This window comes from Sulfitobacter sp. R18_1, from assembly GCF_017743915.1.
GTDB lineage: Bacteria > Pseudomonadota > Alphaproteobacteria > Rhodobacterales > Rhodobacteraceae > Sulfitobacter > Sulfitobacter faviae.
In genome coordinates, this window is sequence record NZ_JAGHRG010000001.1 from 540,941 (window position 1) to 562,759 (window position 21,819).

Sequence of the window (21,819 nt, forward strand, 5' to 3'; positions counted from 1 at the left end):
ATTGATTTACAAAGTTTCCGGAAAGAGAGAAGGGGGCCAAAAGGCCCCCTTCATAAAGTTCATATTAATGACTTATTACATGCCGGGTGCGGGAGCAGGGCCGCTGGCCTCAGGCTCTTCGCTTTCCTGCTTCGGTGCGCCACCGTTTTTGATCTTGTAGTCATTGACGCTATCAAGATCTTTCTGGCGCACAGTGGCGAAGTACTCTTCAAATCCAGCGGCTGCGGAAACGGCAGTCGGGATGGTCTGGATCGTGTAAGCATCAGCCGTAGGATAGGCTGTCACTTCGTGAGTATTCTTGTCCTTGAAGACGTTCACCTTGTTACCGAAGGCCTTGGTCGCGAAGAACTGCTCTTCATTCGGTGTCCGACCAGGGTGGTGCAGAACAACGCTGGACTTCACGAACATCGCTTGGTTGTAGCGGCGCTCTTCCCCATCTTTGATGACCGGAGCCTTGAGAGGGTTATACGGTGCTTCACCGCTGTCCTTTGCGAACGCCTGAACACTCTTGCCGCCGAAGTTGGTGGTGGTGACGGTCATAGTTTCGAATGCCACACCTTTTTCTTCAGTCAAAGACTCTGGCTGCATGTAGAAGTCCAGATCTTCCAGGATCACAGGGTTCATCTTGGTCAGAAGCTGCGGATTGCCATCTTCACCAGTAGTGATGAGACCATGCTTATCCAGAGCACCCATGATACCCAGCTCAACCATCTCTTCGTAGCTCGGAGCAGTCTTGTCGCTAGGAACGCCCCAAGCAACCGAACGCTCAATGGCTTCAGCGAAAGTCACCTGAAGGTACTCACCGTCTTCCGACTTGGTGCTACCACCAAAGATGCGGCCAGTGATGAGAGAGCCTGGCTCACCCGGTGCGACTTCGTTACCTTCCAGATCAAACTGACTGAATTTACGAAGTGCGAATCCGAAGGAGCTTGCCTCATTCTCATAGCGGCGCGTCATCATGTTCGCGTCCCAAAGTGCTTCCATGCGGAAGAAAGGAGGCAGATTTTCCCAGTTTTCAGCCAGGTCGGTCAACCAACGCTCTTCAAAAGGATCAAGCTCCTTGCCTGCTTCGCGGTCAGCATTCAGCTGAGACATCAAAGTTTTAACCGCATCCGGCACTTCAGCGCTGAACATGTCACATGCATCCTCAGGGATTGCGACATCAACTTTGGCGCCGATTGTCTCTTTGATGTAGCGGCCTTCGCTATCCTTCATCGGCTTGTTTTCACCGTCACGCTTAGTGCGCTTGATTTCGGTAGCATATACCAGGCGGTCTGTAAGAACACGCTCGGTCAGGACACCGTTAACATCCTCAGGAACACACAGACCCTTAAGGAAGCTGAAGGTAACTTCGCCGTTGTTCAGGTAAGACCCCTCAGCCAGCATGATGGCGCCCTCGCCAACTGATTTCTCGGCTTTCTCGAGATAGCCCATTACGGCGCCAATTCTGGCATCCTTCAGCTTTACCTTCACTTCAGTGCCCTTCTCCACGGCGCCATCGAAGGCATCGTTCATGAGAGTGGCCGTGCCGTAGATCGCTTTGACCTTACCAGAGGCGTCGCGCTCAAACTTCAGGGAGCTTGCATCGCCACCATCAGCAGTCAGGTTATCAAACTTCAAAACTGCGTTCGCAGCAGGCGTAAATCCGCCTTTTGAACCGCCACCAGAATTATTGGTGCTTGTAAAGCGACGCTGACGACGCCCAGTGTTATTTTGTTCGGACATTTTAGTACTCCTAGTTTTCTTTATAGAGTTGGTGTAATTTCATTTGTTTCGGGTTCTGCAAGAAACATCTGCATGTTTTCTATTTCTTTTTCCATGCGTCCTGCAATAAGCTCTTTTTCTGGGGATTTCTTCCTCGTAACGCCTATTTTAATCTCTTCTCTTTCGACTAAGCTTGGATCATCCCCGCAAGAGAGAAGCGCTTTCGTCAATTTTTTCTCATCAAACCCACCTTTTTCTTTTTCGGTCATTCCTTCTAGTGACGAACGCATTTCGCGAACGCACTGAGATACTGCTTTTGCATCGCCACTTTTGACAGATTTCATAAAAAGCCCGAAGTTTAGCTTGAGGTCCGTAACCCCAGCCTTCAGCTTCTTTGTATCAAAAGTAGATGGCTTGCGAAGGGCATCGATCTCATGTTCTTCAAAGCCAAGCTCACAAAGACGGTCGTAAGCGGCTTCTTGATCTACAGAACGTTCTCTTTTGATCTCGGTGGCACCAATAAGAATTCCATCGTTCGGAATCTTTTTTGTCATGCTCGAGAACGCTTCGATCAGCTTCGACTTGAGATCATCGGCTTTACGGCCCAACTGCTTACTACTAAGATCAGATGCAGCAAACATGTCTGCTTGCTCTAAGATTTCTTCTGAAATGTCGTCAGCTTGCACAACGTCATGCTTGACGGGCTCAGGGATCTTCCCTGTCAGAACGTAGTTTTCCCAGAAGTGGTTACCGGCTTCGGTTAGCTTTGCGACCACATCACGATCAATCTCGATCTTGAACACGGCCACTTCAGCTGCCGCGTAGTCAAAAACTGCCAGCCATAGCTCATCAGCATCAACACCCTTAATCTGGGCATCCTCATAATAATGGTGCAGCTGAACAATATAATCGTCAAAATCTAGCTTTGACATGCCGAGACCTTCACGCACGCTAAGCTTTGGCACGAAGTTCTTCTCGAACTCTCCCTCTCCAGCCGCATGAAGGCGCTCGATCTCACGGCGATACTTAGTGATTACGTCCGTGCTAGGCGCCTTGAAGTCGACGATAACCTTTTTGCCATCGATCTCATAAAACTCGTCTAGCGAAGATCTCATCCAAGGATAGACATCATTATCTGCATCTTCGATGGCCGACTTGCGAAGCACTTCGAGGCTTTTGATTGAGCGCCCCTCATCTTCCATCTGTTTTTCAAAGAAGTCTTGTACGACAGACTCCATGCGCTGCCCTCTACGGGTGTGCTTATCACCTTTGCTGGGGGCTGCAACGCAGAGCTTACCTGCGATGATCTGAGGGGCTGTGGTGAAGTCTCCGTTGCGGCCGTCTAGGTGCTTGATCAGCGTACCCATGTCGGACCCGCCAAACCCACCTAGCCTGTCTACATGCCACAAGGCCCGCTCAGGTTCGCTTGCAAGAACGCGCTCAATCCAGGATTCAATGTGGTGATCCTGAATCCATCCATACTGAGGCTTCTCAGCAATGCGATCACGCATCACTTCCTTGAGAGACTCCGTATCCATGTTGTTAGTATCGTTCACATTCGTATCCATGATTAGCCCCTTCGCTTTCTTTGTAGAAAGCACTTAGGACGCAAGCAACAAGCATTGACTACTCGCTTATATTCTTGCGGTCAAGGATAGATATGTAAAAATATGATTAGTCGCTATCGACCACCATCGGCACATCATCTCGGAAGCTCATACCGGCTAGCGTGTTGGGCACAGAAACGACAGTTCCATCATATCCTGTAACCGTCTGGGAAGCTCTGTCATAAGGGCCTGACACACGGGATGCCCCGGAAATCTGCATCAGCTTTGAAGAGATCTGGGAGCGCTCGTTGATCATTTTTGCAGTACCGTGATCAGTCACCACATTGGAGGCCGAGTAGAAATTATGGTCCATGCTGATCGTTACGATGAGGCCAGAACCATTGGTGTAAGAGCGGAACCTGCCGTCGTTGTATGAGGTAGCACCAGCCATTACACTCGGCATGACCGAAGTGACGTTCGCAGATGTGATCTCGGCTGCCGCGTTACAGTTTGCTGGAAGCCTGCAATACTCATCTGCATAGTCGTGATAGGCTAGAATCTGAGTTGCATAAGAGACAATATTGCCTTCAGATATTTCTGCCTGCTTATCTTCGCTGCCCGATACCAGGTACATTGCAATCCCGAGCATTAATCCTAAAACATAGATGGCATACATAGCATAGTCTCACATGAAAAAAAGATATATACGGTAAGTATAGTTGGTTCCCTGTCCGCAGACATTATTTATTTCTGCTGTGTCAGTGGGGGCAACGTGATAAGTATGGGGACCTCCTACACGACCAAGCACAAGGTTGTAATAGTTTGGACCATAATCGCGACGGGAAAGTTCCTGGCACTGATAAGCATCAAGACCGGTAATCCGGATGGCAAACGCGTTATTGCAATCCACGCGTCCATTACACCCAACGCCGCTAACGGTTTCAGGGAATAAGCCAACATTATCGCTCGGATCATCAAATAGTGCAAGATTTATTCTTGATCCGGAAACCATAGGAATAGGCAATAATGAAGAACCAACCAATGCAGCCTCACTCAAACCAGTGTAATTTCCAGCTGGGCCCCAAGCTTCCTGGATGATACTCGCCATTTCCACTATTTGAACGGCTGTTTTTTCAACATCGGTTTTCCGTGACGATACAGACCACCAGTATGCCACTCCGGCCATAAGGATTGCGATCAATGAAAGAACGACAATGATCTCGAACATCCCGGCGCCACGTTGAGAATTTATTTTCAGCACGAATTTACACCCTATTTCCGGTATTGAAACTGGAGGCGGAGTTCATCAGCCGCCCGACAGCGGGTTGCAGCCGTCGAAATATTCCCCATAACACTTGTGTAAGAAGTTGAGGTTGTCGGTGCTACAAGAAGATTATTTAGCCTGGTTCCATAGTCGCGCGAGGCAAACTTAAGGCAAGCGTCTGATGGAACATTGAGGAATGTGATAGCGAATCCATCATTACAACCTCCACAACCGATACTAATCGGCCATACTCTTACCGCACCATATGGACCCATAATAGAAGCCCCATTGGTAATGGAGTCGGGTAATAGCCCTGAGTTTGCAAGGGCGGCATCTGAAAGCCCAGCGAAGTTATTCTTATTCGTGTAAACGCGCCTGATCGATTGCTCAACTTGAGATAAGACATTAGAATTCTTCTCTACCTTTGAGTCCCTAATAGCTCCGCTGGCGAATGACGCAATTGCAACCCCTGCAAGCGCGATAATTACCAATCCTGCGGTAATCTCAAGAAGTGTCAGTCCCCTTTGTTTTATTGACTTCATCATGCACTCTTTCCGTTATAATGGTATATGTTCCGAAAATATTGATGGAATACTAAACAAATGGGGCGCGGCCCTAATCAAGACCGCGCCCCTATTACTTGCTATGCGCAATCGGACTACTTAGTAGAATTCCCAGGTAATGTTCACGTCAGTAGATGTGCAGGCCTGAGTGTGCGCGTTCGCAGGGGTGTATGATTGCTTCGATACACCAGCAGCGTGGTCCGAAGTTCTCATCGACACCATGTTCTTACCCAGGTCCATCGTCACGATCTTCTGGCAAGCATCGCGCGGGATACCGTTTGCTGTGATGACATATGTGTCGTTACCTGCGCCGGTGGTTACAGTAATATCATCTTTGAACGAGTGTTTGATCGTGTTGCCCGCTCCGATCATTTTGGCAGGCAGAGCATCAGACTGAGAAATCAGTGCGGTGTTAAGACCAGTATAGGTCGACTGCCCCGCGTAGAACGATGTTACCGTAGACTGAATGGCAGCAACTTGACCCATAAGCTCGTTTTGACGGTTGTTTGTCATAGCATTCTGAAGGTAAATCATGACCCCGGCTACCACAAAGGCAAAAATGGCAAGAACGCTCATCGCTTCTAGAAGTGACAGGCCTCTTTGCTTTTTCTTGCGATGAAACGCGAATGGCTTGATTAATACTGAGTTTAGCATTTTGTTTCCAATTTCCTTACTAGATATAAAATAGGTTGACTTCTGAGCATTTAGTTAAGTTGTGATTAAATACTTATTTAGATGCCGTTCGTGACCTGTTGTTGCAGGGAAAAAATTCCGTTCGCGATCCAGACGAAAACGACAGCAAGTATTAGAATGGACACCGAACGCATTAGCGTTGACTGTTCCTCAATTTTCTCCACAGAATCTTCAAGCCACTCGGAGCCAAGTTCGGATAGAGACTCTTCGAAGCCGTCTAACTGTGCATAGACACGAATATCAGACACCGCTTCCTTATCTGGGAAATCTAACTTTGTCTCATACAGGGCTTCACCAAATGGCTTACCGTTACCCATTTGAGCTAAAGTTTTATCAAGACGCTCTTTATACCAAGGGTTTGCGGTCTTACGGATAATACGGAGGGCCTGTGGTATAGAAACGCCAGCTGCAATAAGGGCTGAGATTGAAAGTAGAAATCCAGAGCCCGCATTCAGCCTGAATATTGAGAAAGGTGGGTACTTATCAAATTTAGCTCTAAGCTTACCTGTCCATCGAGGTAGCGAAAAAATAATCAATACTATCAGTGCAGCTAATGCGGATAAAACGTAAACCATATAGTTATCCACAAAATCCGCGAGCGATGCCATTTGCGCTCCCGAACCTGTCCACTGCTCTTTAGGCTTAATATCCGAAAACGCAGGAACCATCACCCGAGCAACAACGAACATAAAGCCAATCGTCATGGATATCAGGAGGGCTGGGTAGGACAAACCCTTCCGAATTGCGGTGGTAATTTTCTTGCTGCTCTGCTGGATAAATGCAGCATTTTCAAGTGCGGTATCTAATCTACCAGCCGACTCACCAGAAGCGATAATAATCTGGTCCTTGGCTGGCACCCATCCATCAATCGCCTCACCAAAGGTTTTCCCTTCACGGACAGTCTGTCTCCACTGATCGTAGATAATAGCCAGAGGTCTTTTAGGCTTAGTTCCTTCGTCGGAAGCCAGGTTGTAAAGGTTATCCAACGCAGAGGTGATCGACACCTTGTTTCTAAGGAGTTTTTTTATCTTCCGGTAAGCCGCTAGCCTTTGCTTCTGGCCCAACTGAGACTTAATGTATACCTTATTTAAGCCCTTGGGAGCGTTACTCTTGCGTCGAGGGGCCGCTGGCTTCCTTTGTTTCGGCTTAGCGCCGCTCTTTTGAGGACGTGGCTTAGTCCCCGAAGCGGGTGCTGCTCCTTTGGGTGCCGGTCTTTTCTTAGGGCTTGGTTTAATTTCGCTCATTTATTCAATCATCCTCTGGATTATCGTCAGCAATTTTTAATAGGAAATCGAGTCGCTTTGGGTCTATTTGATTGATCGGATCTGTTTTATCTTCGACGCTCCTAGGATCGACCGTTCCGGACAGCATTTTGCTAACCGCGTGCTCTAGACAGGTGAAACCTTCAAGCTCGTTGATCCAGTAATTGAAGGCACCTATTTTGTCGTCTTTGGCAATAAACTCCATAAATTTGAGATCAGGGTTTATTGTTTCGGCAGCTACGGTTCGTCCCTTGAAGCCCATACGACACTTTTCGCAGCCATTTTCATCAGGCATGTAAATTCGGTCGAAGTGTTCTTCGCCAATATTATTATGTAGGCTATGCAATAGGTCTTCATCGATAAGACGTTTGTCTTCCATCGCGATAACGTCACGAATTGGAATTTTGCAATGCTTACATAGCTTCTTAAGTAGCCTTTGACCGATTAGGCCGACCAAAAGTCTGTGATCTGTAAGCTTATATTTCTCAACGCCGTGATCTCGAAGTCTATCCGGTATCGAATACGATTCATTTGCGTGCAAGCTCGTCCATACTTGGTGGCCAGTCATAGCCGCTTCAAATGCAAGCTTAGCGGCGGCCGAGTCCCTCACCTCACCAATCATGATCGTGTCTGGATCGCTCCTCAATGCTGCGGAAATAGCCCCATTGAATGCAGCGCGACGATCTTCATCAGTAGCAGCGTTCGAAATGTTAATTTGGGCGGCGCCATCGAGAATGTATTCAACAGGGTCTTCAATGGTTTGAACGCTAATCTTATGTCTCTTCTCTTCCATCAAAGCCATTAGGGCTTTCATCAGCGTCGTTGATTTACCAGAACCTGTTGGACCGCTTGTGACAATCAGTCCTTGGGGCCGCCGACGCATCGCCTTAATTGACCGAATGTGCTGTTTTGAGTATCCAAGGGCGTCGATATCCTTCCCATCACCAGCGCTTTGAGCGTAAAGCAATCGGGCCACCATCTGACGACCCTCGTTTGGCAACGGGTTAAACTGAAGTCGCAATGCCTGAATACCGCTTGGCAAAGTTGCATCTGCTTCGGAAATTCGCGCGGCTTGGGATTCATAAGGCTTCCATGACGAGTCACTTACGCCTGACATATTGAAGGCCGCGACCATCATTTCCATGGCGTAATCCGGCTTGAGCTGACGGAAACTTTCTTTATCACCATCCACACGCAGGCTAACGACACCTTCGTAGCGGTTTACGACCATGTGAATATCGGATGCTCCGATCCTTGCGCTTTCCGCGATGAGCGCGAGAAAATCGCTTCTCATTTTGCTTTCGTCACCGACTTGAGAGACGCGCTCGACAGAAGAAATCTTCTCTGCTCTCACATAAAATTTACGGAGAAAGTCTTGGCTGACTGCAAGTTCACGGCGAATGATGATATCTCTAGACTTCGCCATATTCCGGACTTCTAATATCCGGGGGTCTAGATAATCTGTTTCTTCAACAAGACATGTGCCATCATCTAGAACTGCGATTACGTCTCGATGTGCCTCACTTACCTTCAAATCTCCATCCAAGGTGAGAACGCGACCATCATATTCGAGAAGCTTTTTCTTCTGCTCTTCGGTTGCCTTCGTTGCGCCCCGACGGTTTTCTTTTTTTGACTTAGGGCGCGTCTTCTGGTTCGACGCAGGACGGGACACCGACTTTCGGTTAGAACCAGAAGACGGTGATTTCTTATTTCCTGTCTCTTTTGAATTCGCTTTATCCTCCTGAGGAGGTTGAGCGGTTCGTTTAAAGAGTTTACCGAACATAATTTTTCCAAACAAAAAGGGCGTCTATCGGTTCAAATAGACGCCCTTTTCTAAGGAAATGATAAAGCGAGGCTTTTAGTTGTTGGCGAAACTCGCAGCGTTATCTATAACGGAAACGTTAGACGGCGGGGGAGGTGCATATTGATTACTATTATTTCCTCCGTAAGTTTGATAGCTTCCCTTTTCTAGCCAGACCTTAGATCCGTTGCGCGAGGCGAAGACTTCATTAGCTTCGATTTTGCCGATAAGAAGTCTGGGACTTACTGTGTCCCCTTCCGACACTTCTACTCTGCGCCCATCGGGCATAGAAAGGATGGCCGTAAAGCGCGGGCCAGTTTTTACAACCGAAGAAATTTTTGGCAGTAGCGGTGCGTTCCCCGAAGGAGTGAGCGTGTTCTGCTCCGCAATCTGAGACTGGAGACTTTGAATTCTCATTTCTGCTTCCTGATAGCGCTGCTGAATATCTTCGCGCTCCATAGCTGCGGTTTGTAGCCGCTGTTCGTACTCTTCAGACACGACCCGGGTCTCTTCGCGTGCTCGCATGAGGTTTGATTCGAGTTCAGCAATTTGCTTCTGATATTCTTCGGTAGGGTTTGAGTGGACTTCGGCCCACACTTGTTTTGCAAGACGTGCCTTGGCCAGCATCGCTTCCAGTACCTTAGTATCTCTTTGTACCTTACTCATGATCTCGAGATCAGACTTGTACTCATCTGTGCTTGGGCGATCTAGACCATTGTTTGGGGCATGATCACCGCCGCTGGGAGATAGTTGACCCAGGCGTTCTGTGATCTGTCCTTCGAGGTCTTTCATATAGCTATCGAAGTTGTTCAAGTTCACTTCTTTTCCTGGCGGAGGAAGGGCCGCTTCAGCATTTCTCTGTTGAGCATAGGCAGTACTAGACATCAGCATCGCTGCGGTAGCGAGAGAAGCGATCAGAGTATATGACTTTTTCATAATATTATCCTGTTATTCAGTTGGCGGGGCAGGTCGGGGAAGCGGGTGTTCTCGTCTATCGTAGAAAGAGCCACGTACCGACCAACTAGAGTCCTGTAAATTGAGAGATATATCCTCTATTACCAGCCCTTTGATTTTGGAGAAAAGGGTCGAAAACTCATCCGGATTGACCGTGGTTTGGAAGCTGAAATTCGCTTCACGGAAAAATCTGCTGGTTCTACTGTTTGGGTTGTCCGGCTGCCTGATAGCTTCGATAGGAATATCCATCTCTGTGAAGTGCTCACGCAGGTAGATAACTACGTCATCCACTGATTGAGGCTCGATGTTTTCCACATATTCAGATACATAGGACACGGGGTAGCTGACAGATAAAGACTGCGATCCAGAATTGCGACGGAAATCCACATCTGGAAATCCATTTTCTTTCAGGTGTTTTTCTGCCCACAAAGGTGTTCCACCGGTTCTCCGAAGAGATACCCGAACTTCCCGCTCGCCACAGGAGACCTGCGATGTCTCCCAGCCGGGTACGTCCATTGGCGCCTTCATCACATCTTCCACGCAGGCAATAAGCATACCAGTACCGTTGCGTCGCCCCTTCCATGGGGCCGGAGGAGGAATGTCAGGCTGCATCTCTTGTTGCTGCCTTGGCTCGATACCTAAAATTGGTGAAACGGTATCCTCAACGGCGCTCAGGGCCTTCTCCAGCTCCTCTTGGGCCCGTTGACTGATACTCTTCTTCCCTTCATTCGCGATCCGCTCCTGCGCAGCCGCTCGGGCGGCCTCTATGGCTTCGATCCGTTTTTCTTCTTCATATTTTTCATACATCGTGAAGCCGCCAAAGCCTATGCCACCAAGAACAGCCAAAAGCGCCGCAAACTTCAAGATCCCTGTAAGTGGGTTTGTTGGCTTCAACTTACCAGCTGAGATCCCCGAAACGACCTCTTCGATGCGTTCCTCACGAGACTCCTCGGCTCCCAGCCCCCAAGTTTCTGGGCAGATTACCTCATCCCAATCTGCACCATAGTACAGATCCATAAAGACAGCTTTAGCATCATCTTCGACAACGAAGATCTGATCTCTTTCAGAGAGTACCAAGCCCTTACGGGCGGCCGAAACATAGTATGACCCGCCAACGTAGAAGGCGACCAGCCAATCCCCTGTGAGAGCTTCATCTATGGATGCAGCTAGAGACGGCATCCCGGGCTTATGGCCGCGATCTTTCTGACCAAGGCCAAACTGGGCTGCCTCACCTACACGAGTACAATAGAGGTCCGCTTCCAGGCCATCAAATTTACTGTAAGCTACAGCTTCTTTGGCAACCTTTTTCGGATCATCTGAAGACTTCCAAAACAGACCCACAGCATAGGTCTTACCCGCGATCTGAACTGTCGCCTTATGAGCTGAGGTTGTATCGGCCCCATCGTCATCGTCTATCTCATCGAAGAAGCTATCAGCATCGTCATCATCAACCGACGATGACGGAGCCTCTTCGGCGCCCTCAGCGCCAAAGAGATCTTCGAAGTCCTGATCGTCAGTGTCTGCCATTTATCCGTCAACCTTCTCGATCATCTCGCCGGAGTCTAGAATTACTGGGGTAATCATGATCACCATGACTTCACGCTTGGTGGACGCTGAATTGCGACCCCCGGTAAGCCAGTTGGAAGCATGCCCTGTACCTTCTTGGTCCACCCGAGATGTGGTTTCCTCAAATCCGGAAAGAACCAGTGTTGATCCGCTGGGGATCATAACTTGCTGGGTGAAAGCACGTGTGCTCAGGTCAGGTAGCTGGATCTGGTTGCCATCGATGGTGAACTGATTGAACCCATCGTTGGAGCCAACAAGCTCTGAGGTGCTGATGTTATACTGCAAAGCCACCACGCTGTTAGACAAAATACGAGGCAGGATTTGCATATTGAAGCCGGTCGCAACCGAGTCAGTCTCTACCGTACTGCTTGAGGCACCATTGGTATCAATGACTTCGGAGATAGAGCTGACATAGGTTCTGTTATTGCCAACCTGAATTGGTGTCGGAATATTATTCAGGGTTGTCGCATTTGCAGTCGTAACGACGCTCACATCACCTTTGGAGTCGAGGGCCCTAACGATGCCGTTGAGATCAGGTACACCCGACATAGGGCTTAGCAAAGTCCAACCCAATTGGGCGGCGCTCGCTAGGCTACCTGCGGAGTTTGCCGCATAGTCGAAGCTACCAAGATCAACGCTGCTGAAATCAACAGCAAAATCTGTCGCCAGCTCGGACTGATCAGAAATGTTTACGTTAAACACCTGAACATTAACGGCAACTTGCTTCGAAAGTCTTTGGTTTTGCTGATCGATATAGCGATCTACGCGTTTCATTGTGGCGTTGGGCGCGGTAATTGACAGCGTACCGGTTGATTTAGAGGAACTCACCGTACCGTTCGTACCAACAATGGATTCGATAGCAGCAATAATTTCTCCCCACAGGTCGATCTCATAATCGGAACTTGTGCGCTGCGAAGACGTACCGCTGCCTTCGGTAGAGCTGCCAGAACCATTGGATAGCTCCATACTAGCGGTCGAGGTGGAGGGGAGGACCTTGACGAAATACGTCGCCGTAGCGTTCCTGTAGAAGTGGATTTCATTATCTTCATAACGCCAGTTGATACCCATTTTATTTGCGACATCATCGAGCAGCGTTGAAAGCTTCCCCTCATGACTAATCTGCAAGGTTTCAGGGTAGTGGCGCTGCGAGGTATTCATGGGATCCATGATATCCTCATCAATTGTCGTCAAAATACCCGTGGTATCAGAGATCAGCTCCGCGATAGCAACAATATCGGATTCCTCGAAAGAGTAAATTTCGACACCGTCATGCTCCACGCTTTGAGGTAGAGGTTTACCGCGACGAAGAACCTTAGATTTGGAGCCAATCCAGATATCGTCCGAAATCCGCACTGAACCTGGATCTGCGGGCATAGGAAGCTTGGAGGCTGCCACCAACTTCTCAGTATCCGCTACCGCTTCTGAAACACGTTGTTCAGTGCTCTCAATAACCGGTGTTGTGCAGGCAGTCAGAGCCAAAATGCTCGCCATACCCAAACCAAAACTAATCTTCTTAATGCTCATTATGTATGTCCTTTTATCCGTTACCAGGGGAAACGGACGTTACAACCAACACCTTATTCCCTTTGAAAAACTCACCCTCTGGCGGGTGTTTGACGCGCGACATCGCTTTGATTAGACGGGCCGATACATCTACGAAGGAGCCTTGGAATTCTGCGGAAGCCTCGAGCGGATATCCATGCTCACTGTTCCAAACAAGCGTCCATCCAGCACGACTTGCCCAGGTCATCAGAGTATCTTCGAGAGTGCTCCCTTCCATAATCAACCAAGTTTCCCCGGCTGGGAGGAAATCTTCAGGGTCGATCCCTACAAGAATGGAGTTCTCACCCATGTCTTCTGGGCGGCTTTGTGGACGGTGGCTATATTCGAGGACTTCGAAACCCTCTGGTCCAGAAACCACCTCTTCAGGTTCCTCAGCAGCAACTATATCGTCTGGGAATACAAGTCCGGGACGGTCTCCACGGAGATCATCCGCATAGCTCCCTTTGCGTGGCCCAGGTTTGGCTGCTTCGTACTCAGCTACCTGCAACCCGGAGGAGCGTACCGGCCTAGCGGAGACATCATTGGTGATCCGCAACTTATCTGTAGCGGAAAAGTCTGCAAAAAGGCCTTTTTCGGAGAGCATGTCATTAAGAACAACGCGCCATTCGTCGCCACCCTTCCACGAAACCAGACTGTCTACTTTGACACCTGTTCCATAAGAGATGTTGAACCGTTCCGGCACAATCTGCTCCACTGCATAATTAAGCGGGATACCATTACCAAATCCCGTAAGCTTTGCTTCCTCAGCAGAGGATGCGCTCGCAACAGTCATGATAGAGGCGGCTGTACATAGTAGTATTTTTCTAAGCTTCATGATTTCTTCCGGTTCCCAATTGAATACAAGTTGGCTAATCTTCGTTAATCACTCGTTTAGATCGACGGAATTAGCTTCCTTTTCGATCTCGTAACCTCGCGTTGCGAGACCAAGCCAGGCAGGGAACTTCCCCCTGCGGAACCATTGGTGGACAGCCTGACGCTTCAAATGGAAAATACTGCCAGTATCCTCATAGGTTTTTAGGCCATTCCTGTGCTGCCATGTCTTGATGCTCTGCACAGTTATTGTCATGGGTTCAGCACCCGTTTTAATGGCTATGCAGGCAAAGCGGACCCAGTGTGGGACCCTCTCTTGCTGCTTCCAATTTCTCACAGTCTGCGCAGAGACACCCAAAGCGCTTGCTATTGAGACGTTTCCTGAGAGACTTTCGTCTTCGCACCATTTATTGAATTCATCGAATGTCATTCTTATATCTCCGAGCTTTGATGGAGATATAAGCTCCCATTACTTTAGCATGGGTAAACAAATTGGCTGTGTATCAATTGTGTCTTAAACGGTTTTTAACCCGGTCGCTTAGGCTACCGGGTGACATAAACCTTTATAGAAGCGCAAATTATGCGTCTCTATCGTTTCCTAGAGTGTTGTTGGCGCCCATGAATGGAGCAACTACCTGGCGAGCGTTTGCAGCCAAGTTCTTTCGGTAGTTTTCCCATGCCTTACCACCGCTTACACCGCTGTCTTTGGTGTATGCGCGTACGCCGCATGCTGTTTCCGTATTGGCCATCTTATTTACTGCCTTTAAATTTTACCCTTGATGTAAACCTTATTGTCGACTTGCATAAATAAAGTAAAAATCATATTATTTTCTGCGACCCCAGGATTCAGCAGTGTAATCACCAGCTATCTCGTTCCACAACATACGCGCGTTCTCGGCATGTTCATCCTTACCGCTGAAGTCTGCACGGCTTTTGATGCCACAGAATATTTTTACAATATGTTCGCAATACGACTGTTTGTCGTTAGATTTTAAATCCTCGAGGGTGGGAATTACGGAATCTGGAACGAACCTGCGCTCATTTCGCGTAAGCCAGTAGAAGAAGCGCTCATCACGACAAAGAATATGAGATTGCGCAGTTGGGCTCAACTCTTCGAACGTGCGTTTCTTGCGGCCAGCATTGGCAACCTCAGGCTGATCCTCGTCATCCATTGCCCACGCAACCAAAGAAAGGATCTCGCCGTTCTTTACACCAGTTTCCATATCTTCGAAGGGGTGACGGAAATTTGCACCATCAGGCCCCTCATCGAGACGAAGGTTGACCTGCATACCGGCAGCGCAGTCTTCTGCCCACCATACAAGAATGACCTCACCCTTATATACGGTTTCCCCGGCATTTTCATCGGATTCAGAGACGTGGTTGATAACCACCTGCATTCTCTGACCCTCAGTCTTACTACCCCGCGCCGCACGCAATCCCTTAAACGGATGCTTCTCGTCAGCATCCACATCGAGAAGCTTTGCTTTGAAGTACATGCCAGAGTTGGAGGTATTCCCCCATGTGAGAAGACGTAGATGACCGACATATACAGGCGGCACATCCCTGTAAGGGGAGCGCGGTTGTTCAGCACTGTCAGCACTATCGATAACCTCAGGGCTATCAACTTTCGTTCCTTCTGGCGTTGCCACAGGGGGCTTCACCATACGGCGGCTTCTTGGAGCAAGGCGAGGTCGAGGACGATCTTCGCCGAAATTCGAAAATGCTGCGTTTGACATATACTTTAACCACGAACTGTTTAGACAAGCATTACACAAATGTTGTCATGGTTTCAATGGTCAAAGTAAGGTTTGATCTGGAATTATTCTTCCTTTTCTCGTTTTTGCCAGTTTACCAGTCCTAATAAGGAAGGGTTCTACTGAAGATTCCAGAGTATCTCGGCTCTCAGATAAGGCAGTAGCCATAGTATCAATCCCAACAGGACCGCCATGATACTGGTCTGTGAGCACTTCCAGATAGCGTAGGTCAAGCTCATCGAGACCTTCGGGAGTAATCCCCATCTCATCAAGACAATCTGCGATGAAATCGACGGAATACTCGACTTCGGCATCTTCCCTGAAATCTCTGAGACGCTTTAGGAGGCGCAATGCTATCCGAGGTGTCCCTCGGGCCCGTCTGGCAACCTCCAATGCTTCCTCTTCACCCATGCGCTCACCGAGCTTCAATGCTGCTCTCTGCACGATGGTGCCAAGTTCGGCTGATTGATAGTATTCGAGACGAAACTGGATACCAAATCGGTCCTGCAAGGGCTGAGAAAGCATGCCTTTGCGTGTAGTGGCCGCAACCAAGGTGAACGGGGATATACCCACCTCGATGGGCTCACTGTTCATGCCATCGCCTACCAGTATGGTGATTTTGAAGTCTTCCATGGCACTATACAGAAGTTCCTCCACGATCAGAGGCAACCTATGGATTTCGTCAATGAAGAGGACGTCGTTAGGCGCCAAGTTCACCAATACGGCCGCCAGATCACCAGGCTTGGCAATGGAGGGAGCTGAAACTGACCGAAAGCCAACTCCAAGTTCCTCAGAGATAATGCGTGAAAGCGTTGTTTTACCCAAGCCAGGAGGGCCATAGAAGAGAATATGATCTAGTGGCTCACCGCGCCTGCGTGCCCCGCGTATGTAAACCGGGAGTTTTTTTAGCGCAGATGACTGACCAGTAAAGTCGGAGAGACGCGCCGGTCTCAACTCTCCACTTTCGTCGTCATCTTCAAGGTTTTTGACAATCTGGTTCATAACTAACTAATAATCCAATATTCTTCGCAATAAAATCGAAATTTGATGTTGGTCGTAATCTTACATATATCTTTGGTTGTTACAATAATAATTGTTCGCAGTTCATATAAATGGAGAAGAATAAACATGAACAAAGTTGAAATTGAGGCAAAGATTGCACAAGAGTGCGAGATGACACATGCTGAGGCAAAGCGTGTTCTGGCATGTGTGCTGAACTCCATTGAGGGGAGCCTAAAAGAAGGCGCCCAAGTTAAGCTCGTCGGCTTCGGCAGCTTTACGGCAGTGGAGACTAAAGAGCGCAAGGTAAAAAGCCCCGCTGATGGTCGTGAGATCATTGTTCCGGCGGCGAAGCGCGTCAAGTTCAAGCCTGGTAAGGGTCTCAAAGACTCTCTGAACAGCTAAGAACTACCCTTCCGGGGCAACCAATCAAAATAATAACATGCCCTGACAGAACTAAGGCCGCTGATTTCTCAGCGGCCTTTTTCTTTTAGAGAAGGTGGGCGGTTTCTGCCAGTAGTGGGTGACGAACGATGTCTTTGCCGGTCATCTGAACTAAACCATGACCATTGGGTGCATCACCATCAAGCAACTTGAGCCTGCGAAGCATCTCAACATATCCGGAATCCGGAATGTCCGATTGGCTTTCATCACCAGTGAACACCATCTTTGAACCCATCCCGATGCGGGTATAAATCATCTTGAGCTGCGTATAGGTACAGTTTTGTGCTTCATCCACGACGATGTAAGCGCCTGCAAGGGTGCGGCCGCGCAAAAAGCCGACAGGGCAAATTTCAATACGTTTTTCGCGCATATGCCCATCAAGCTCCTTGCCACTCATGCGCTCAAGGCATGCGTCATAGAGAGGCTGCATGTATGGGTCGACTTTTTCTTTCATGTCGCCAGGCAGAAAACCAATCTTCTCGCCAGCTTCCACTGCGGGACGAGTGAAGACCATCTTTTTGACTATCCCTGCCTTGAACAGTTCGATGCCGATAGCAACCGCAAGGAATGTTTTGCCCGTACCCCAGGTTCCAGAAATATACGAAAAGGTTTTACTGCGAAGCATGTTCATCGCGAGTTCTTGATTTTCAGTTCGAGCTTCCAAGTTCTTTTTGAACTGACGTCCTGAAGGCGTAGATTTACCGTAATTTCCCGCTGAAACTTGTTGTTCGAAATAATTATCTGCGTCGCGGTTCCCCACAACTTTAAGATTAACCTTTTGTTTTTTTCTGCTGGCTTTACCCATTAAATAGCTCCCTTAAAAAGAAAAAGCGGAAGGCAATCTGCCCCCCGCGCGGTTAAGATGGACCACATTCTATGGTCACGTTTTCAATGTTTAGGCTCGTGTAGTTCATTTTCATAAAGTTCGTTCCCTACACTTCCCAAGTGCGTCCAAACCAGAAAGCAACAAGTGATTTGAAACATCATTGCTCGAATAGGCCGGGCGCCTCCCTCTAATGTGACAGAAGGTTATGAAATCCAGTTTAAGGTTATCCAAAGCAAAGGGGCGAGCCTAAGCCCGCCCCTGTTTTCATATTTTTATGCAGCTATCCAAAATCAGTGCTTAGCTACACCCATTCGTGGATCCGCACGTGTTGCACTTCATGCACGTACCATTACGCACCAGAGTGTAGTTTCCGCATTCCCCACAAGGATCTCCCTCATAGCCCTGCATTTTAGCCTGGGCTCTGCGATCAACCTTCATGGTTTCCTTGGGTGCAGGCGCCTCCACAGGCGACGGTGCAATGGCAGCGCCAGGGGTTTGGGTAGGGTCCTGCGCCAACATAGCACGCTTTGGGAGCTGATCTTTCGTCAGACGGCGACGCAGGAAGCCTGTAGAGGTAACCTCTCTGATGAGATTGAAGGTCTCATCAGCAGCTTCTGCATTGTTCCCCAGATCGTCAAAGCTATCACCTTCTGGCTTCACGTGCGCAAGATCAGTACGATCAAGGTACGAGATGGCCAATTCCCGGAAGATGTAGTCGAGTACCGAGGTAGCATTCTTCACGCTATCATTGCCCTGCACCATGCCAGCAGGCTCAAACTTGGTGAATGTGAATGCGTCAACGAACTCCTCGAGCGGCACGCCGTACTGAAGTGCAACCGACACCGCGATGGCAAAGTTGTTCATCAACGCACGGAAGCCAGCACCTTCTTTGTGCATATCAATGAAGATCTCACCAAGACGCCCGTCCTGATACTCGCCAGTACGCAGATAGACCTTCTGACCGCCAAGAACGGCTTTTTGGGTGTATCCCTTACGACGCTGTGGCAGACGAGAGCGCTCAGTGCGAGCAACCTCTTTGATGATCACTTTTTCGATCAGCTTCTCAGCAATATGTGTCGCCTTTTCCGGAATCGATGCTTCCATCATTTCTTCAGCTTCATCCTCATCTTCTACGAGTGCGGAAGACAGGGGCTGGCTTAGCTTTGAACCATCACGATAGAGTGCGTTAGCCTTGGTACCAAGACGGTAGCTCAACTCATAAGCATCCAAGCAATCTCTGATGCTTGCATCAGCAGGCATATTGATTGTCTTAGAGATTGCGCCAGAGATGAAGCTTTGTGCGGCCGCCATCATGTGGATGTGGGCCACATAAGAAAGGTACCGCTTGCCGATCTTGCCGCATGGGTTAGCACAATCGAACACCGGCAGGTGCTTATCTTTCAAATATGGAGCCCCTTCCAACGTCATGGTGCCGCAAACGTGGTTATTGGCTGCTTCAACCTGAGCATTGGTGAAACCAAGATGCTTCAGGATGCTGAACTCTGGGTTGTTTAGGACATCATCCGATAGACCAAGGACATCTTTGCAGAATTCTTCACCCAGGCCCCACTTATTGAAAACGAAGCGGATATCAAATGCCGATCCCAGCTGACCCTCAATGTGAGAGATGACTTCCTCGGTGAACCCTTTTGCCTTCAATGAAGAGTGGTTGATGTGCGGTGCATTGCCCAAGCTTCCGTGACCAACCGCATAGCTGATGATCTCGCCGATTTCTGCTTCCGAGTAACCCAGACTTTGCAGGGCTGCCGGAACAGACTGGTTGATGATCTTGAAGTAGCCTCCACCGGCCAGCTTCTTGAACTTTACCAGAGCAAAGTCGGGCTCAATGCCCGTGGTATCACAGTCCATAACCAGACCGATGGTACCAGTAGGCGCCAGAACCGAAACCTGAGCATTGCGGTAGCCATATTCTTCACCCAACTTGAGGGCCTCATCCCACATTGCTGAGCTGCGTTCAATCAACTCCTGATCCGGGCAGTTAGCATGATCCAGAGGAACTGGCTTCACGTTCAGCTGCTCATAACCCTCTGTCGCGCCCTGAGCTGCCCGGCGGTGGTTACGGATGACTCGAAGCATGTGCTCAGAGTTCTTTTCATAGCGCGGGAAGGAGCCCATGCGCTTAGCGATGAGAGCAGATGTCGAATAGGCCGTCGCTGTCATCAGCGATGTTAGGCCACCACACATAGCGCGACCTTCATCGGAATCATAAGCGATGCCCATATTCATCAGAAGACCACCGATGTTGGCGTAACCAAGACCCAGGGTACGGAAGTCATAAGAGCGCTGGGCGATTTCCTTGGAGGGGAACTGCGCCATCATCACCGAGATTTCGAGTGTCAGCGTCCAGAAGCGCGAGGCATGCACATAGGCTTCATGATTGAACTCGCCATTCTGATAGAACTTCAGCAGGTTCATGGAGGCCAGGTTACAGGCAGTATCATCGAGGAACATGTACTCGGAGCAAGGGTTGGAGCCTCTGATCTGACCATCTTCAGGGCATGTGTGCCATGCATTGATGGTATCATGGAACTGGATGCCAGGATCCGCGCACGCCCAAGCGGCTTCGCCGATTTGCTCCCAGAGATCACGAGCACTGATGCTCTTAGCAACACCACCATCCTTGCGGCGCAGAAGCTCCCACTCGCCGTCAGACCATACTGCTTTCAAGAAAGCATCGGTAACACGCACGGTATTGTTCGAGTTCTGACCTGAGACCGTATTGTAAGCATCACTATCCCAGTCGGTGTCATAAACAGGGAATTCGATAGAGGTGTAGCCCTGTGCCGCATATTGCAGGACACGGTTGATATATGTTTCGGGAACGTGGGCCTTCTTGGCAGATTTGATAGCAGCCTTAAGAGCTTCATTCACTTTGGGATCAACTGCATCATCACCCTCAAAGCCACCGATGGCTGAGAAAATGGAGTTCAGTTTTACCTGGTGGGTTTTCGATCCAGCTACGAGGGCTGCCACCTTCTGCTCTTCCATAACCTTCCATTTGATGAATTCCTCAACGTCTGGGTGATCGACGTCACAGATGACCATCTTGGCAGCACGACGCGTGGTGCCTCCGGATTTGATTGCTCCGGCAGCGCGGTCACCGATTTTCAGGAATGACATCAGACCAGAGGATTTGCCGCCACCAGATAGGGACTCGCCAGCGCCACGAATGGAGCTGAAATTAGTACCGGTGCCAGAACCGTACTTGAACAGACGGGCTTCCCGGGTCCACAGATCCATGATGCCGCCTTCGTTAACCAGATCATCGCTGACTGACTGAATGAAGCATGCATGCGGCTGCGGATGCTCATAAGAAGACTTTGAACGAACAAGCTCGCCAGACTTGAAATCGACGTAGTAGTGACCTTGGCTGGGACCATCGATGCCATACGCCCAATGAAGACCAGTATTGAACCACTGAGGAGAGTTTGGTGCTGAAATCTGCATGGCCAGCATCACACGCATTTCATCGAAATATACGCGGGCTTCTTTCTCATCAGCGAAATAGCCACCTTTCCAGCCCCAGTATGCCCAGGCGCCTGCTAGACGATCAAATACCTGTTTGCTCGATGTTTCAGCTGTATAGCGCTCATCTTGAGGCAGATCGTCGAGGGCTTCTTCATCAGGAATGGAGCGCCACAGGAATTCTGGAACACCTTCCTCAGCAACCTTCTTCAGACGAGCCGGGACACCGGCTTTGCGGAAATATTTCTGCGCGATAATATCAGCAGCAACCTGGCTAAAGTTCTTGGGAACCTCAAAATCCTTCATCTGGAACACAATAGTACCATCTGGGTTCTTGATCTCTGAGGTCCGGCGAACAAACTCCACCTGCGAATAAGCATCCGCGTCCTCAACGGTAAAGTACCGGTTGAAATTCATTTTAATTGCATTATCCATCGAAAATTCCTTTTTTGCGTCATCGAATTTGGTTTGTAACTAAGGTGCCTTATCTTGGTTTCTCTAGGGTTTCCGAGTAGGCGAAAACATTGATAGCCACGGATAAATTCAAGTATGGAAAAGACAGCCTTAAACAAGAGCACCCAAA

The 21,819-nt window shown here is 49.0% G+C and carries 18 protein-coding genes; 1 reads left to right on the forward strand and 17 read right to left on the reverse strand.

The window, feature by feature from the left end; genetic code table 11:
* Positions 1–75 precede the first annotated feature (75 nt).
* From J7392_RS03340 to ruvB, 15 genes are all read right to left on the reverse strand, one after another.
* Positions 76–1,725 (reverse strand): hypothetical protein, encoded by a 1,650-nt coding sequence (locus tag J7392_RS03340; protein WP_209216176.1) that lies wholly within the window; start codon positions 1,723–1,725, stop codon positions 76–78.
* 20 nt (positions 1,726–1,745) lie between these two features.
* Complete coding sequence (locus tag J7392_RS03345; RefSeq protein ID WP_209216177.1) at positions 1,746–3,272, reverse strand: YqaJ viral recombinase family protein; 1,527 nt, start codon at positions 3,270–3,272, stop codon at positions 1,746–1,748.
* Between the two features lie 106 nt (positions 3,273–3,378).
* Positions 3,379–3,927, reverse strand: coding sequence for a hypothetical protein (locus J7392_RS03350; protein WP_209216178.1), 549 nt, complete (start codon positions 3,925–3,927; stop codon positions 3,379–3,381).
* A gap of 9 nt (positions 3,928–3,936) precedes the next feature.
* Complete coding sequence (locus J7392_RS03355; protein WP_209216179.1) at positions 3,937–4,479, reverse strand: type II secretion system protein; 543 nt, start codon at positions 4,477–4,479, stop codon at positions 3,937–3,939.
* A 44-nt stretch (positions 4,480–4,523) separates the two neighbouring features.
* The gene (locus J7392_RS03360) at positions 4,524–5,060 is read right to left on the reverse strand and encodes a type 4 pilus major pilin (protein ID WP_209216180.1); all 537 of its coding nucleotides are present in this window, start codon (positions 5,058–5,060) and stop codon (positions 4,524–4,526) included.
* A 117-nt stretch (positions 5,061–5,177) separates the two neighbouring features.
* Positions 5,178–5,732 (reverse strand): type 4 pilus major pilin, encoded by a 555-nt coding sequence (locus J7392_RS03365; RefSeq protein ID WP_209216181.1) that lies wholly within the window; start codon positions 5,730–5,732, stop codon positions 5,178–5,180.
* A 77-nt stretch (positions 5,733–5,809) separates the two neighbouring features.
* Positions 5,810–7,015 (reverse strand): type II secretion system F family protein, encoded by a 1,206-nt coding sequence (locus tag J7392_RS03370; protein ID WP_209216182.1) that lies wholly within the window; start codon positions 7,013–7,015, stop codon positions 5,810–5,812.
* Positions 7,016–7,019: 4 nt separating this feature from the next.
* On the reverse strand, positions 7,020–8,816 hold the full coding sequence (locus J7392_RS03375; RefSeq protein ID WP_209216183.1) for an ATPase, T2SS/T4P/T4SS family: 1,797 nt from the start codon (positions 8,814–8,816) through the stop codon (positions 7,020–7,022).
* Positions 8,817–8,891: 75 nt separating this feature from the next.
* On the reverse strand, positions 8,892–9,770 hold the full coding sequence (locus J7392_RS03380) for a hypothetical protein (RefSeq protein ID WP_209216184.1): 879 nt from the start codon (positions 9,768–9,770) through the stop codon (positions 8,892–8,894).
* 12 nt (positions 9,771–9,782) lie between these two features.
* On the reverse strand, positions 9,783–11,315 hold the full coding sequence (gene pilO2, locus J7392_RS03385) for a type 4b pilus protein PilO2 (RefSeq protein WP_209216185.1): 1,533 nt from the start codon (positions 11,313–11,315) through the stop codon (positions 9,783–9,785).
* The gene (locus tag J7392_RS03390; RefSeq protein WP_209216186.1) at positions 11,316–12,878 is read right to left on the reverse strand and encodes a secretin N-terminal domain-containing protein; all 1,563 of its coding nucleotides are present in this window, start codon (positions 12,876–12,878) and stop codon (positions 11,316–11,318) included.
* Between the two features lie 13 nt (positions 12,879–12,891).
* The gene (locus J7392_RS03395) at positions 12,892–13,731 is read right to left on the reverse strand and encodes a toxin co-regulated pilus biosynthesis Q family protein (RefSeq protein ID WP_209216187.1); all 840 of its coding nucleotides are present in this window, start codon (positions 13,729–13,731) and stop codon (positions 12,892–12,894) included.
* A 48-nt stretch (positions 13,732–13,779) separates the two neighbouring features.
* Positions 13,780–14,157, reverse strand: coding sequence for a hypothetical protein (locus J7392_RS03400; protein WP_209216188.1), 378 nt, complete (start codon positions 14,155–14,157; stop codon positions 13,780–13,782).
* A gap of 394 nt (positions 14,158–14,551) precedes the next feature.
* On the reverse strand, positions 14,552–15,391 hold the full coding sequence (locus tag J7392_RS03405; RefSeq protein ID WP_209216189.1) for a hypothetical protein: 840 nt from the start codon (positions 15,389–15,391) through the stop codon (positions 14,552–14,554).
* A gap of 132 nt (positions 15,392–15,523) precedes the next feature.
* Complete coding sequence (gene ruvB, locus J7392_RS03410) at positions 15,524–16,483, reverse strand: Holliday junction branch migration DNA helicase RuvB (protein ID WP_209216190.1); 960 nt, start codon at positions 16,481–16,483, stop codon at positions 15,524–15,526.
* 126 nt (positions 16,484–16,609) lie between these two features.
* On the opposite strand from ruvB, the gene J7392_RS03415 reads away from it, so the two are divergent.
* A complete protein-coding gene (locus J7392_RS03415) occupies positions 16,610–16,885 on the forward strand; it encodes an HU family DNA-binding protein (protein ID WP_209216191.1) in 276 nt (91 codons plus the stop codon).
* 85 nt (positions 16,886–16,970) lie between these two features.
* Here J7392_RS03415 and J7392_RS03420 read toward each other — a convergent pair whose 3' ends face one another.
* Both J7392_RS03420 and J7392_RS03425 read right to left on the reverse strand, forming a co-directional pair.
* Positions 16,971–17,729: a PhoH family protein gene (locus J7392_RS03420; protein ID WP_209216192.1), complete on the reverse strand. Its 759-nt coding sequence runs from the start codon at positions 17,727–17,729 to the stop codon at positions 16,971–16,973.
* A gap of 318 nt (positions 17,730–18,047) precedes the next feature.
* The gene (locus tag J7392_RS03425; RefSeq protein WP_209216500.1) at positions 18,048–21,653 is read right to left on the reverse strand and encodes a vitamin B12-dependent ribonucleotide reductase; all 3,606 of its coding nucleotides are present in this window, start codon (positions 21,651–21,653) and stop codon (positions 18,048–18,050) included.
* Between the last annotated feature and the right edge of the window lie 166 nt (positions 21,654–21,819).

What these genes read in the sequence shown, in the direction of transcription:
- J7392_RS03355 (WP_209216179.1), bottom strand. Translation starts at nt 4,479, where the DNA reads ATGTTCGAGATCATTGTCGTTCTTTCATTGATCGCAATCCTTATGGCC.
- J7392_RS03425 (WP_209216500.1), bottom strand. Translation starts at nt 21,653, where the DNA reads ATGAATTTCAACCGGTACTTTACCGTTGAGGACGCGGATGCTTATTCG.
- J7392_RS03370 (WP_209216182.1), bottom strand. Translation starts at nt 7,015, where the DNA reads ATGAGCGAAATTAAACCAAGCCCTAAGAAAAGACCGGCACCCAAAGGA.
- J7392_RS03395 (WP_209216187.1), bottom strand. Translation starts at nt 13,731, where the DNA reads ATGAAGCTTAGAAAAATACTACTATGTACAGCCGCCTCTATCATGACT.
- J7392_RS03345 (WP_209216177.1), bottom strand. Translation starts at nt 3,272, where the DNA reads ATGGATACGAATGTGAACGATACTAACAACATGGATACGGAGTCTCTC.
- ruvB (WP_209216190.1), bottom strand. Translation starts at nt 16,483, where the DNA reads ATGAACCAGATTGTCAAAAACCTTGAAGATGACGACGAAAGTGGAGAG.
- J7392_RS03375 (WP_209216183.1), bottom strand. Translation starts at nt 8,816, where the DNA reads ATGTTCGGTAAACTCTTTAAACGAACCGCTCAACCTCCTCAGGAGGAT.
- J7392_RS03400 (WP_209216188.1), bottom strand. Translation starts at nt 14,157, where the DNA reads ATGACATTCGATGAATTCAATAAATGGTGCGAAGACGAAAGTCTCTCA.
- J7392_RS03420 (WP_209216192.1), bottom strand. Translation starts at nt 17,729, where the DNA reads ATGGGTAAAGCCAGCAGAAAAAAACAAAAGGTTAATCTTAAAGTTGTG.
- J7392_RS03340 (WP_209216176.1), bottom strand. Translation starts at nt 1,725, where the DNA reads ATGTCCGAACAAAATAACACTGGGCGTCGTCAGCGTCGCTTTACAAGC.
- J7392_RS03415 (WP_209216191.1), top strand. Translation starts at nt 16,610, where the DNA reads ATGAACAAAGTTGAAATTGAGGCAAAGATTGCACAAGAGTGCGAGATG.
- J7392_RS03350 (WP_209216178.1), bottom strand. Translation starts at nt 3,927, where the DNA reads ATGTATGCCATCTATGTTTTAGGATTAATGCTCGGGATTGCAATGTAC.
- J7392_RS03390 (WP_209216186.1), bottom strand. Translation starts at nt 12,878, where the DNA reads ATGAGCATTAAGAAGATTAGTTTTGGTTTGGGTATGGCGAGCATTTTG.
- J7392_RS03365 (WP_209216181.1), bottom strand. Translation starts at nt 5,732, where the DNA reads ATGCTAAACTCAGTATTAATCAAGCCATTCGCGTTTCATCGCAAGAAA.
- pilO2 (WP_209216185.1), bottom strand. Translation starts at nt 11,315, where the DNA reads ATGGCAGACACTGACGATCAGGACTTCGAAGATCTCTTTGGCGCTGAG.
- J7392_RS03405 (WP_209216189.1), bottom strand. Translation starts at nt 15,391, where the DNA reads ATGGTGAAGCCCCCTGTGGCAACGCCAGAAGGAACGAAAGTTGATAGC.
- J7392_RS03380 (WP_209216184.1), bottom strand. Translation starts at nt 9,770, where the DNA reads ATGAAAAAGTCATATACTCTGATCGCTTCTCTCGCTACCGCAGCGATG.
- J7392_RS03360 (WP_209216180.1), bottom strand. Translation starts at nt 5,060, where the DNA reads ATGATGAAGTCAATAAAACAAAGGGGACTGACACTTCTTGAGATTACC.